At 61.5% G+C, this 12,327-nt stretch carries 14 protein-coding genes and 4 tRNA genes; 5 read left to right on the top strand and 13 right to left on the bottom strand.

Features of this window, described 5'->3' with window-relative positions:
- Positions 1 to 76 precede the first annotated feature (76 nt).
- On the bottom strand, positions 77 to 367 hold the full coding sequence (gene catC, locus N5C28_RS07960; protein ID WP_279821461.1) for a muconolactone Delta-isomerase: 291 nt from the start codon (positions 365 to 367) through the stop codon (positions 77 to 79).
- Positions 368 to 390: 23 nt separating this feature from the next.
- On the bottom strand, positions 391 to 1,512 hold the full coding sequence (locus tag N5C28_RS07955; RefSeq protein ID WP_279821460.1) for a muconate cycloisomerase family protein: 1,122 nt from the start codon (positions 1,510 to 1,512) through the stop codon (positions 391 to 393).
- Between the two features lie 215 nt (positions 1,513 to 1,727).
- Between N5C28_RS07955 and N5C28_RS07950 the strand changes: the two genes are divergently transcribed.
- The gene (locus N5C28_RS07950) at positions 1,728 to 2,654 is read left to right on the top strand and encodes a LysR family transcriptional regulator (RefSeq protein ID WP_279821459.1); all 927 of its coding nucleotides are present in this window, start codon (positions 1,728 to 1,730) and stop codon (positions 2,652 to 2,654) included.
- A 180-nt stretch (positions 2,655 to 2,834) separates the two neighbouring features.
- On the opposite strand, the gene N5C28_RS07945 is transcribed toward N5C28_RS07950, so the two are convergent.
- From N5C28_RS07945 to N5C28_RS07930, 4 genes are all read right to left on the bottom strand, one after another.
- Positions 2,835 to 2,910, bottom strand: a tRNA-Gly gene (locus N5C28_RS07945).
- Positions 2,911 to 2,915: 5 nt separating this feature from the next.
- A tRNA-Glu gene (locus N5C28_RS07940) sits at positions 2,916 to 2,991 on the bottom strand.
- Positions 2,992 to 3,064: 73 nt separating this feature from the next.
- Positions 3,065 to 3,140, bottom strand: a tRNA-Gly gene (locus N5C28_RS07935).
- 27 nt (positions 3,141 to 3,167) lie between these two features.
- Positions 3,168 to 3,243 (bottom strand) — tRNA-Glu (locus N5C28_RS07930).
- Positions 3,244 to 3,464: 221 nt separating this feature from the next.
- Here N5C28_RS07930 and N5C28_RS07925 point away from each other — a divergent pair.
- On the top strand, positions 3,465 to 4,235 hold the full coding sequence (locus tag N5C28_RS07925; RefSeq protein ID WP_279821458.1) for a hypothetical protein: 771 nt from the start codon (positions 3,465 to 3,467) through the stop codon (positions 4,233 to 4,235).
- A gap of 67 nt (positions 4,236 to 4,302) precedes the next feature.
- Here N5C28_RS07925 and cysB read toward each other — a convergent pair whose 3' ends face one another.
- The 5 genes from cysB to N5C28_RS07900 all read right to left on the bottom strand — a co-directional run bounded on the left by cysB (position 4,303) and on the right by N5C28_RS07900 (position 8,205).
- Entirely contained in the window at positions 4,303 to 5,277 is a 975-nt protein-coding gene (cysB, locus tag N5C28_RS07920; protein ID WP_279821457.1) for an HTH-type transcriptional regulator CysB, read from the bottom strand.
- 121 nt (positions 5,278 to 5,398) lie between these two features.
- The gene (locus N5C28_RS07915) at positions 5,399 to 5,899 is read right to left on the bottom strand and encodes a universal stress protein (protein ID WP_279821456.1); all 501 of its coding nucleotides are present in this window, start codon (positions 5,897 to 5,899) and stop codon (positions 5,399 to 5,401) included.
- A gap of 111 nt (positions 5,900 to 6,010) precedes the next feature.
- On the bottom strand, positions 6,011 to 6,916 hold the full coding sequence (locus tag N5C28_RS07910) for a 5'-nucleotidase (protein WP_279821455.1): 906 nt from the start codon (positions 6,914 to 6,916) through the stop codon (positions 6,011 to 6,013).
- Between the two features lie 12 nt (positions 6,917 to 6,928).
- The gene (locus N5C28_RS07905; protein WP_279821454.1) at positions 6,929 to 7,879 is read right to left on the bottom strand and encodes a putative 2-dehydropantoate 2-reductase; all 951 of its coding nucleotides are present in this window, start codon (positions 7,877 to 7,879) and stop codon (positions 6,929 to 6,931) included.
- The gene (locus tag N5C28_RS07900; RefSeq protein ID WP_279821453.1) at positions 7,879 to 8,205 is read right to left on the bottom strand and encodes a thioredoxin; all 327 of its coding nucleotides are present in this window, start codon (positions 8,203 to 8,205) and stop codon (positions 7,879 to 7,881) included. The genes N5C28_RS07905 and N5C28_RS07900 overlap by 1 nt, the downstream gene beginning before the upstream one ends.
- Before the next feature lie 60 nt (positions 8,206 to 8,265).
- Here N5C28_RS07900 and N5C28_RS07895 point away from each other — a divergent pair, with 60 nt between their 5' ends.
- Positions 8,266 to 8,685, top strand: coding sequence for a PilZ domain-containing protein (locus tag N5C28_RS07895; protein WP_279821452.1), 420 nt, complete (start codon positions 8,266 to 8,268; stop codon positions 8,683 to 8,685).
- 171 nt (positions 8,686 to 8,856) lie between these two features.
- A complete protein-coding gene (locus tag N5C28_RS07890; protein ID WP_279821451.1) occupies positions 8,857 to 9,933 on the top strand; it encodes a 3-deoxy-7-phosphoheptulonate synthase in 1,077 nt (358 codons plus the stop codon).
- Between the two features lie 59 nt (positions 9,934 to 9,992).
- Here N5C28_RS07890 and N5C28_RS07885 read toward each other — a convergent pair whose 3' ends face one another.
- Positions 9,993 to 10,274 carry a GNAT family N-acetyltransferase gene (locus N5C28_RS07885; RefSeq protein WP_279821449.1) on the bottom strand — a complete coding sequence of 94 codons (282 nt, stop codon included), beginning with the start codon at positions 10,272 to 10,274 and terminating at the stop codon, positions 9,993 to 9,995.
- A gap of 10 nt (positions 10,275 to 10,284) precedes the next feature.
- Positions 10,285 to 11,550: a hypothetical protein gene (locus tag N5C28_RS07880; RefSeq protein ID WP_279821447.1), complete on the bottom strand. Its 1,266-nt coding sequence runs from the start codon at positions 11,548 to 11,550 to the stop codon at positions 10,285 to 10,287.
- A gap of 481 nt (positions 11,551 to 12,031) precedes the next feature.
- Between N5C28_RS07880 and oprI the strand changes: the two genes are divergently transcribed.
- A complete protein-coding gene (gene oprI / locus N5C28_RS07875; protein WP_106740573.1) occupies positions 12,032 to 12,283 on the top strand; it encodes an outer membrane lipoprotei OprI in 252 nt (83 codons plus the stop codon).
- Positions 12,284 to 12,327 lie beyond the last annotated feature (44 nt).

The raw sequence follows: 12,327 nt of genomic DNA, 5'->3' as shown, positions 1-12,327 counted from the left end.
GGAGCTCCAGCGGAAAGCCGTTCATCTGCCCCTCTGGCTGGGCACCGCTCACCATCGCGTGGTTCGAGGGCCCTCATCAGCGATCGTCGTCACGGATCGATGATGGATGTCGACACAACGCCATGACCTCGATGTCCATGTACGGGTACAGCGGCAACTGCATCAGCGTGTCGTGCAGGGCCTGTGCATCGGGCACATCGAAGATGCTGACATTCGCGTAAAGCCCGGCAATGCGCCACAAGTGCCTCCAGACGCCTTCACCCTGCAGGCGCTGCGCCAGCTCCTTTTCATCGGCCTTGAGACGCGCGGCCTGTTCGACCGGCATGTCGGCGGGCAATTTGACGGTCATGCGTACGTGAAACAGCATGGGGAGCTCCTCATAGATTCAGTTCAGTGACGACAGAATCGCTGCAGACGTTCTTCGTCGAGCACCACACCCAGGCCCGGCGTGGTGGGGATCTGCAGTTCGAAATCCTGGTAAACCGGCAGCTCGACGAGAATGTCCTCGGTCAGCAGCAGCGGGCCGAACAGCTCGGTGTGCCATTCCAGTTTGCTCAGAGTGGCAAGGGCATGGGCCGAGGCCAGGGTGCCGACGCTGCCTTCGAGCATGGTGCCGCCGTACAGACCGATGCCTGCCGCTTCCGCGATGTAGGCGCTACGCAGTACGGCGCGCGGCCCCCCGTTCTTGGCGATCTTCAGGGCAAAGACCGGTGCGGCGCCGCAACGGGCCAGATTGAAGCTGTCTTCGACACTTTCGATGGCTTCGTCGGCCATGATCGGCGTAGGACTGCGAGCACTGATACGCGCCTGTGCCTTTAAATCCTGGCGGGGAATCGGCTGTTCGATCAGATCGACGCCGGCATCGCCTAGCGCCTGGCAGGCACGAATGGCGACAGCCTCGCTCCACGCTTGGTTAACATCCACCCGCACGCTGGCGCGATCGCCCAGCGCACGTTTGATCGCCGCCACGTGGGCGATGTCCAGCGCGGCATCACGGCCGCCGATCTTCAGTTTGAATATCCGGTGACGGCGCAGATCGAGCATGCGCTCGGCTTCGTCGATGTCCTTTGTGGTGTCGCCGCTGGCCAGCGTCCAGGCGACTTCAAGGCCATTGCGCACGCGGCCGCCTAACAGTTCGGCGACAGGCAATCCCAGTCGCTTGCCTTGGGCATCGAGCAACGCGGTTTCCACTGCCGAACGAGCAAAGGTGTTGCCGCGCACGGCACGATCAATGCGCAGCATCGCAGCGTTGACGTTGTCAGCCGGCTGACCGACGAGCAACGGTGCGAAATAGGTGTCGATGTTGATCTTGATGCTTTCCGGGCTTTCTCCGGCATAGGCCAAACCGCCGATGGTGGTGGCTTCGCCGACCCCTTCGATCCCGTCGCTGCAGCGCAGGCGCAGGATCACAAGGGTCTGCTGCTGCATGGTATGCATGGCCAGTTTGTGCGGGCGGATTGTGGGCAAATCGACGATCAGGGTGTCGAGGCTTTCGATCAGTGGAAGACTCATGGGCGGTGATCCGTGTGCATGTAGAGGCCACGCACAAGCGAAGCGACACGCCGGGACGCCTCGTTCGCGAGGCCGGTCAATAGCAGGAGAGAACAAAGGATGCGAGCGAACACGAGCATATCCTTCAGGTTTTGTTTTTGTTCAGGCCGAGATTGACCTCCGCAAATACGCGAGTCCAATATTGAATCGATTTGGCTTAATACCCAGGAGGTATCATGGAGCTGCGCCATCTGCGCTACTTCCGCGCGCTGGCAGAAACGCTGAACTTCACCCGCGCGGCCGAACGCCTGCATATCGCCCAGCCGCCACTGAGCCGACAGATTCAGCAATTGGAGGAGGAGCTGGGCGTGAGGCTGGTCGAACGTGGCAGACCCCTGCGCCTGACCGAGGCAGGGCGATTCTTTTACGAACACGCCGTGCTGCTGCTCGAACAGCTGGACCGCGTCAGCGACGACACCCGCCGCATCGCCGAGGGCCAGCGGCAATGGTTCGGCATCGGATTCGCCCCCTCGACGCTATACGGCGCACTGCCAGAGCTGATCCGTCAATTACGCGGCGAAGCTGCCATCGAACTGGGACTGTCCGAGCTGACCACCCTGCCCCAGATAGAGGCTCTCAAACGCGGCCGAATCGATATCGGCTTCGGCCGCATCCTTATCGAGGACCCAGCCATCGTCCAGGAGGTCATTCACGAGGACCCACTGGTCGCGGCCTTACCCGCCGGGCACCCATTGCTGGCAGCACCAGCCTCATTGGAAGAGCTGGCCCGCGAATCCTTCGTACTTTATCCAGGCACGCCGCGACCCAGCTATGCCGATCATGTGCTCGAGTTGTTCGCGCGTAATGGCTTGAAGATCCGTGTGGCGCAAATGACCAACGAACTGCAGACCGCCATCGGCCTGGTGGCAGCCGGTATCGGTATTAGCCTCGTACCGGCCTCGGTGCAGCGCCAGCACCGCGACGATATTGGCTACACGCCTCTGCTCGACACCAGCGCGACCTCACCCATCGTGATCAGCTACCGCAAGGATGACGATTCGCCGCTGCTCAAGCGCTGCCTGAGCCTGATTCGAGATGGAAATACGGAAAGTTTCAATACGGCGGCAGGCGATGGGCAGACGTGGTCGAACCATCGCTCGTAGAAGGCACCAACGGTGGGCTGACCGGCCATGCAGTCGCCCGGGAATATGTTCCCGGTTCAGGGACCAAATGGCCTTGAGACCAGCGGGCGTCCATTGAGAGAGCGTTGAAACGAAAAAAAGGACCATCAAGGTCCTTTTCTCGGCGATCCATGAAAGCAATAAAACTTCGTGGATCGTATATGGAGCGGGAAACGAGACTCGAACTCGCGACCCCGACCTTGGCAAGGTCGTGCTCTACCAACTGAGCTATTCCCGCATGTATGGCGTCCCCTAGGGGACTCGAACCCCTGTTACCGCCGTGAAAGGGCGGTGTCCTAGGCCACTAGACGAAGGGGACCTTGGAACTTGTGCCTCGACCGGCATGGTGTACCGTTCGACTGCTGCGCTGCCCGAGGGCAACACCTTGAAACTGGAGCGGGAAACGAGACTCGAACTCGCGACCCCGACCTTGGCAAGGTCGTGCTCTACCAACTGAGCTATTCCCGCACTGTACAACCCACTTTACGAATAAAGTGGCGTCCCCTAGGGGACTCGAACCCCTGTTACCGCCGTGAAAGGGCGGTGTCCTAGGCCACTAGACGAAGGGGACACAACCCGGAACCTACAACGCTTTTCCGGCTTCGCTTCAATGCTGTCTAGCATTGCTGCTGAAGTGGCGCGCATTCTATGGAGCCTTTCAGGAGTCGTCAACCACCTCGTAAATATTTTTTAAAATCAACGACTTCAGGCCAGAAACTGAGACACCTCTATCAGCTTCACAGCTAACGCACTACACTCGGGCGAAAAACCGGTGCTCGAGAGGTTGTAACGATGTCCCCGCTCGTGATTACGCTGCTGATAGTCGGCGGTATCGCCATTTTGATCGCCATCGCCTACATCAACCATATGGTTGAGAACAGCAAGCTGGAAAAGGCGCGGCTCAAGGCAGAACTGAACGACCGTCTGCGCCGGTTGGCCGATCTGTCCGATGCCCTCCCCGGCCAGCTGATGACGCCGGCGCTGAAGCTGGTGCTCAGCCGCCTGCAATTGCACTTCGCCGAACGGCTGCTGCCGCTGGACAAGGGCAACGCCAAGACCCAGGGCTACGTCGATGAACTGAACAAGCACATCGCCCAGGGGGAATCGATCCCCGTGCGCAACGCGCCGCAGCCGATCATCAATGAAGCCAAGGCCAAGGAAGTGCGCTTCCAGCTGGAAAACCTTCATGGCCTGATTACCCGCTGCGCCCAGGACCGCATCCTGCCGGCCAACGAGGCCAAGCACTGGGTCGCCGAAATCCGCCACATGCTGGCGCAGCTGCACATCGAATTCTTCGGCAACCTCGGCCGCCAGGCCCTGCAGCAGAACCAGCCCGGCCAGGCGCGTCTGGCCTTCGAGCGCGGCGTGCAGTACCTGCGCAAGCAACCCGATCCGACGCGCTACCAGGCAGCACTGAAGCAGCTGGAAGCCCAACTGGCCCGCGCCAACAGCCTGGTACTGAATGCCGCCCAGCCTGAAACCGAGGCCACCAGCGAGCTGACCGAAGGCCTGAAGAACATGGGCGACGACGAAGACTGGAAGAAGAAGAACATCTACGACTGACGCTACTCAGCGTCAGAAAGCAAAAAAGCCCGGACATGTCCGGGCTTTTTCATGGGCGTCACACCGATCAGTAGGTCGGCAATTCCACACCGTGGAACAGCTCTTCCAGCTCGGACTTGTTGTGGCACTGCACGGCCTTGGCCAGCATGTCCCGGGTCAGGTGTGGCGCGAATTTCTCGATGAAGTCGCACATGAAACCCCGCAGGAAGGTGCCGCGGCGGAAACCGATCTTGGTCACGCTGGCTTCGAACAGTTCGCTGGCATCCAGCACCACCAGGTCCGGGTCCAGCTTGGCATCAACTGCCATCTTGGCCACGATGCCCACGCCCAGCCCCAGGCGCACGTAAGTCTTGATCACGTCGGCGTCGGCGGCGGTGAACACCACCTTGGGCGTCAGGCCGCGGTGGCTGAACGCTTCATCCAGCTTGGAACGCCCGGTGAAGCCGAACACGTAGGTCACGATCGAATGCTCGGCCAGGGCTTCCAGGGTGAGTTTTGGCAGCTTGGTCAGCGGGTGCCCCTGGGGCACCACCACGCAGCGGTTCCAGCGGTAGCACGGCATCATCACCAGGTCGTTGAACAGCTCCAGGCCTTCGGTGGCGATGGCGAAGTCCACGGTGCCGTCGGCCGCCATTTCGGCGATCTGCATCGGCGTGCCCTGGTGCATGTGCAGCGCCACGTCCGGGTACTGCTTGATGAAGCCACTGATCACCGGTGGCAAGGCATAGCGTGCCTGGGTGTGGGTGGTGGCGATGGACAGCGTGCCCTTCTTCTCGTTGGAGAACTCCTGGGCGATCTGCTTGATGCTCTCGACCTTGCGCAGGATCTCGCCGGCGGTGGTGATGATCCGCTCGCCGGCCGGTGTCACGCGGGTGAGGTGCTTGCCACTGCGGGCGAACACCTCGACGCCCAGCTCATCCTCGAGCAAACGGATCTGCTTGCTGATGCCCGGCTGGGAGGTATAGAGACTCTGCGCCGTGGCCGAAACGTTGAGGTCGTGATGCGCAACTTCCCAGATGTAGCGCAATTGCTGGAGCTTCATAAAAATCCCTCAAAAGCAGAATAAGCGGCCATCGCGTGGCGAACGGCGACATATAACCATATTAATGGTTCAAAGAATAAATCTAGACGATTTATTTAGATACGTTGGTTATTTCGTCGGGTTACAGATCACCCCGGTTGCGGTGCTGCAGCATGGGCACCAGGTAGACGGGTACCTCGGACAGTTGCACCAGGCGCGCCGCTGTCCGGCCCAAGGGAATATCCAGCTCCGTGCCGTGGCTGTGACTGCCTACGACCAGCAAATCCACGCCGAGTTTCTGAGCCTCCTCGAGGATCACCAGGGGCGGGTCGCCCTGCACCACGCGCACGGCGCGAATCACCTCGAGGTCGTACTGGGCTTCGCCGAGCTCATCGCGAAAGCCTTCCAGCACGCGCTGCTCGATGCTGGACATGACGGTGTTGAGCCCCTGGCTGCGCAGGTCCTTCAGGCGCTCCTCGTCCAGGTAGGTCTGCAACACGGATTCGGCGAACAGGCCCATGGGTTCCACGGCGTGCACCACGTACAGGCTGGCGTTGAACGCCCGGGTCAGGGACATCGCATGTTGCAGGACATAAGGGGCGTACAGGCCAAGATCGGTAGCGTAAAGAATCGAACGAATCATGCGGCCTCCTCGACTGCCAGCGTAGCGGGCCTCGCTTGAGCTTAGCAGCGCCATCCGCAAGTCAACAAAACCGCACGCATTCAGGACGAATGGTTATATGCGGCCGCCGAACTAGAGCGAGGGTTCGTTGCTGACACCATGGGGCACATGCCCGGTGGCCACGACCTCGCGGGCCTTTTCACAGTGCCCGGCCTGGTCGTCGAAGAACACGTCGGCGCCGAAGGTGTCGAGAATCGCCGCCTTCTCCAGGCCGCCGAGGAAGAAGGACTCATCCAGGCGGATGTTCCATTCGCGCAGCGTGCGGATGACCCGCTCGTGGGCCGGCGCCGAGCGCGCGGTAACCAGCGCCGTGCGGATCGGGCAGGCCTCTTCGGGAAATTCCTGCTGCAGCCGGTGCAGGGCCGCAAGAAACGGCTTGAACGGCCCGCCGCCCAGCAACTCGCGAGCGGACTGACGCTCATGGCTCTGGAACGCCTCCAGCCCGCCCTGTTGGTAGACCCGCTCGGATTCGTCGGAGAACAACACCGCATCACCGTCGAAGGCGATGCGCAGTTCGTTACTTGCCGCTCGCCGGGCCCCGCCGGACAGGATGGTCGCTGCGCCAAAGCCCGAACGCAGCGCACTGCGCACATCGTCGGCGTGGGTGGACAGGAACAGGTGGCAGCCGAACGCAGCAAGATAAGGATCCGGGCTGCGCCCCCCGACGAACGCCGCGCGGGAAATGCCCAGGCCGTAGTGCTGGATCGAGTTGAAGGCGCGAAGGCCGGTGTCGGCACTGTTGCGCGAGACCAGGATGACTTCCACCCGTGGCTGGCCGAGGGCGGCATTCAGGCCCAGCAGCTTCTCGACCAGCGGGTAGGCATCGCCATGGGCGAGGATCTCGTCCTCGTGCTCGATCTGGTACTGGCGGTAGGCCTCGACCCCTTCGCTCTCATAGATGCGATGGCTCTCGCGCAGGTCGAACAGCGCGCTCGAGGAAATCGCCAGGACCAGCTTGTCACCCAACCCTTTACTCATGCCGACCCACCCTCACCGATTGGCGTCTTCCAGGAAACGCAACGACTGGTACAGCGCCTCGATCCGGGGCATCGGGCAGCCGGCCCGGGCAGCGGCTGCCAACGGCGCGGCGTAGACCGCCTGCAACTCCAGCGGACGCTTCAAGGCGAAATCATGGTACATGCTCGGCAGGTAGTCCGGCATACGGTCGGTGGCGGCCAGCAGTTTGCCGGCAAACCCGGCGGGCAGCGCATAACCGCAGGCCTCGGCGCCGGCCACCACTTCCTGCATGATCGCCTCGATCAGCGCGCGGCTGTCGGGGTTGCCCATCAGCCGCGTGGTGCCGGCGTTCAGCAGCACCGACAGGCCGTTGTAAGGCACGTTCCACACGAGTTTCTGCCAGCGCGCCTGGTCCAGCTGCGCCATGGCAGTGGAATCCAGCCCGGCGGCCTGGAACAGCGCCGCGCCCTCCTCGACGATCTGCTGACGAACACCGTCGTCGGCAGGACCGGAGTGGTAACCCAGGTTGACGCCCCCCAGCGCCTGGTGCTCGACCACGCCCGGCGCAGAGCGGTGCACACAGATGAAACACAGGCCACCGAGCAGGTGCAGGCTGTCCGGCAGCAACGGGCGCAACTGGTCTTCGACCGCCAGGCCGTTCTGCAGCAGCACCACCTTGGCGCCCTCCGCAGCCGCTGCGGCGATCACTGGCGCCAGTTCGGCGTTGCTGGTGGTCTTCGCCCCCACCAGCAGCCAGTCGCAGGGCGGCATGTCGGCCACTGAACGGTAGGCCTGGACTGGATGGAGCGTGAGCGTGCCATGCAGCGCACTGTTCACGATCAGCCCGCGCTCGGCCACCGCAGAGAATTCGCTGCGCAGCAGGAAGTGCACATCGAAGCCGGCCCGCGCCAGCATGACACCGTAGAAACCACCAATGGCACCGGTGCCGATGATGCCAATGCGCGGACGGGGGGATTCGGACATCAGGGTAACTCCTCTGCGGGACGGGACAGCACGCTGCCCAGCGCGTCGATCAGGTCGGGAACGCGCAGGCGGCACTGTACGGCGCCGTGAAAGGCCCCGTCGCGCACCACGAACAGCGCGGGAAGATGAAATACCTCATAGCGCTGCACCAGGCCAGCATTATCACCGGCGCCGATCCAGGCCAGGCGGTCGATGGGTAACGTCCACCCCGGCAACTCGCGGCGGGCCCAGCGGCAACTGGCGCAGCCGGTGCTGGTGAAGATCACCAGGGTAACGCCGGGCAGCGCGAGCAACTGCTTGTCGGCATCCAGATCGGTCAATTGCATTTCTGTCACTATACTGACCAAAGCGATGCCATTTTGATGGCATTGGGGGAGCGATTTTTCATGCGTCGGTTTCTGCGTCATCCCAGTGAAATGCCGGTGGAGCTGGTGCTCCGCAAACAAGCCTTCGTGCCCAAGCAGCGGCTGCACAATATCAGCCTTGGCGGGGTCGCATGCAATTCCAGTCGGGGTTTTCGCCGCGGCGCGGCCGTCGAACTGCGCATTCCGCTGTTCGGTGAGCAGGCCCGCTACCCCGGTATCGTTGCCTGGTGCCGACGCACCGACGACAACTACCTGGTCGGTGTGGCCTTCATCGATGAAGACACCCTGTTCCGCGCCCGCATGGTCGAGCAGGTCTGCCAGATCGAGCAGTACCGGCATCTGCGCGAGCAGGAATCAGGCGAACAGGTGCCGATCGAAAATGCCGCCCGGGAGTGGATCGCCCAGCACGCGCCGGAGTATTCCCACGCCAGTTTCGACTGAGCCGACGCGGCGTCGGCTGCGGATTTACGCCCCCCGCCCCATTGTCTAGGCAACCCCGAACGCGCTAAGGTTCGGCTTCCCCGCTGTGCTCCTATTGCTGTGCTCCGCCACACGGGGATCGCTGGCGGCCGGCACCCGTGACCTGATGACTCCGAACTGATGAAAAGCACGATGGCTGATTTACCGATCGATGACCTCAACGTTGCCTCCAACGAAACCCTGATCACCCCGGACCAGCTCAAGCGTGAAATCCCGCTGACTGATGCCGCGCTGAGCACGGTCGCCGCAGGCCGCCAGGTCATTCGCAACATCCTCGATGGCAAGGATCATCGCCTGTTCGTGGTGGTGGGCCCCTGCTCCATCCACGACATCAAGGCCGCCCATGATTATGCCGAGCGCCTGAAGGTCCTCGCCGCCGAAGTCTCGGACACCCTGTACCTGGTCATGCGTGTGTATTTCGAGAAGCCCCGTACCACCGTGGGCTGGAAAGGCCTCATCAACGATCCGTACCTGGATGACTCGTTCAAGATCCAGGATGGCCTGCACATCGGCCGCAAACTGCTGCGCGACCTGGCGGAAATGGGCCTGCCCACTGCCACCGAAGCCCTCGATCCGATCTCCCCGCAGTACCTGCAGGACCTGATCAGCTGGTCGGCCATCGGCGCGCGCACCACCGAATCCCAGACCCACCGCGAAATGGCCTCGGGCCTGTCGTCCGCTGTGGGCTTCAAGAACGGCACCGACGGCGGCCTGACCGTTGCCATCAACGCCCTGCAGTCGGTTTCCAACCCGCACCGTTTCCTGGGCATCAACCAGGAAGGTGGCGTATCCATCGTCACCACCAAGGGCAACGCCTACGGTCACGTGGTGCTGCGCGGCGGCAACGGCAAGCCGAACTACGATTCGGTCAGCGTCGCCATCTGCGAGCAGGAGCTGAGCAAGGCCGGCATTCGCCCCAACATCATGGTCGACTGCAGCCACGCCAACTCCAACAAGGACCCTGCCCTGCAGCCGCTGGTGATGGACAACGTCGCCAACCAGATCCTCGAAGGCAACCAGTCGATCGTCGGCCTGATGGTCGAAAGCCACCTAGGCTGGGGCGCACAGTCGATCCCCAAGGACCTGAGCCAGCTGAAGTACGGGGTGTCCATCACCGATGCCTGCATCGACTGGGACAGCACCGAAAAAACCCTGCGCGGCATGCACGCCAAGCTCAAGGACGTACTGCCCAAGCGCCAGCGCGGCTGATCGCGAAACGCAGAAACGAAAACGCCGGGCAATTGCCCGGCGTTTTTTTGCGTCTGGACTCAGCTTTTGGCGGGCTGGCGCTGACGCCGCTCCATGTAGCGCTCCACGTAGGAGCACGATGGAATCACGGTGTAACCCATGCGTTCTGCATATTGCAGTGCATGCTCGGTCAGGGCTGCGGCGATGCCACGGCCACGCAGCGAGTTCGGCACGAAGGTCCGATAGATATCCAGCGTCTGCTTACCCAGATCCATATACGCCAGGTAGGCACGATCACCATCCACTGTGGTCTCGAATTGATGACCGCCCTGGTCATGGTGAATGGACAACGCCTCGCTCATCACTTCTCCCCTAGAACTGCACCCGTACAGTATTGATCTTATCCAACCGCAGCGACATCTCTGCCGTGCCATTACCGCCTTGGAGGCTCAGAAACGCCTTATCGTTCACTACCCGTGTCAAGATGCCCTGGTAGTAAGTGCCATCATAGGTCACGAAACGCAAACGCTTGCCCACATGATCGGCCAAGCTGGCCACGCTGACAAACCCATCCGTAGCACCGCTGGTCACCGGCACCTGCTCGACCGCCGGCATCAGCTCGCCTTGCGCCGGCGCAGGCCGGGCAGACGGGTCGACCCAGGCGAAGCCGAGGGGCTGGACGTTTTCGCGGTTCACCAGCACCGTCGGTCGCATCATCGCCAGCACATCCTTGGCGTCGAAGAACTGCAGGCCATCCCACGCCATGCCCTCGGTAGGGTCCAGCTCGATGCGCAGCGACTGCGGGTCATCGAGGTAGCGGCTATAGGCGTCCAGCACCGGCTGATCGAGGGCGATGCGCTGGCTGCGCAGCACCTTGTCGAACTGCCGCACGGCAGTCTTCAGGTAGGTGGCGTGGTCCTGGCCCAGCTTGCCGGCACAGTACGACTGGACCTTGCGCTGGTACTGGTTGTCGTTGACCTCGACGCTCACCCACTGCACCCGCGGCGGCTTCAGCTGCAGGTCGACGGGCTTCTCGGGCATGTTGGCCAGCGACAAGCCGACGCGCAACTCACCCATGTCCCGGGTATCGGCCGTCAGGTTGAACGTGAGCTTCTGTGCGCCAGGCTGGAACAGGTAGGAGAACTCACCGTCGGACTCGAAGGTGCGATAGCCCATGTCCAGCAACTCGCTGGTGCCGATGGTGCGCACCTTGCCACACGCCACTTCGCTCATGGACGTGAAAACGCTGCGCTCGGCCGGCGTGTCATACAGGCTCTGCATGAACGGGCCGTGCACATCCAGGGTCAGCCCCTTGAGGCTGACGGCCATCTGCTCGGGAAACTTGCCTTCGGCCAGGCGTTCCTTGAAACGCAACAGTTCGCCGAGGCCGTTGAACTTGAGCTCGGCATGGGCGACATGCAGGCTGTCGCGCATCATCGGGATATGAATCTTGACGTTCTCGAGGCCCACACGGCCATCGAAAGACGACGTGATGCCGCCATAGCTGATGTCCATGAACGGCGACAGGCGGTCACTCGCGTCATTGACGATCGAGCGCACGGACAACCACAACGACAACTTGATCAGCACAGCGATCGCCAGTACTGACAACAGACCCCACTTGATCAGCTTGGACATGGGCACATCCTTGATTAGGCCGCGATTATTCTTGTTTCCAGATGTGCCGAGCTTATCAGCCTGATCGCCACTCAGCCACGCCAAATCAACCACTTAGAGACCTGTTGCTCAATCGGGTAGCCAGGTAGAGCGATGCCCCAGGAGTCCGTGAGGGACAGCTAAAGGATGTTGCACTGAAATGGCGCACGGATAGCCGAGCAAGGAACGTCGAAAGCCCTTATTGTCAGCCGTGCTTTTAAATGAAGATTTCAAGCCGTAGCGAACTAACGCGCTGTCGGTACATCAAATAGCAGCGGAACTGTCTAGTTTTTATACAAAACATCGCTCCGGCATGTCAGACGCTTCCGCCATGCAAAAAAAACAGGCCGTACTTGATTCGGCTCAGTTTACTTACTACAAGTTATAGGTAGTATGTACGCCGGCTAATTTCCTACCGTTTGGAAATTGCTTTTATGGAAAACTCCACCTTAAGGGGAACACGATGAACAACGTTCTGAAATTCTCTGCTCTGGCCCTGGCCGCAGTTCTGGCTACCGGTTGCAGCAGCATCTCCAAAGAAACTGAAGCTCGTCTGACTGCTACCGAAGACGCAGCTGCTCGCGCCCAAGCCCGTGCCGACGAAGCCTACCGCAAGGCTGATGAAGCTCTGGCTGCTGCTCAGAAGGCTCAGCAAACTGCTGACGAAGCCAACGAGCGCGCTCTGCGTATGCTGGAAAAAGCCAGCCGCAAGTAATAGCCCGCAACGGCTACTACTAAAGCCGACCCACTTAGTGGGTC

Origin of the sequence: Pseudomonas sp. GD03944 (assembly GCF_029839275.1) — a bacterium.
In the GTDB taxonomy this organism is placed as follows: domain Bacteria; phylum Pseudomonadota; class Gammaproteobacteria; order Pseudomonadales; family Pseudomonadaceae; genus Aquipseudomonas.
Note: the sequence above shows the minus strand (reverse complement) of the source record. Positions and strands in the feature narration are given on the sequence as shown.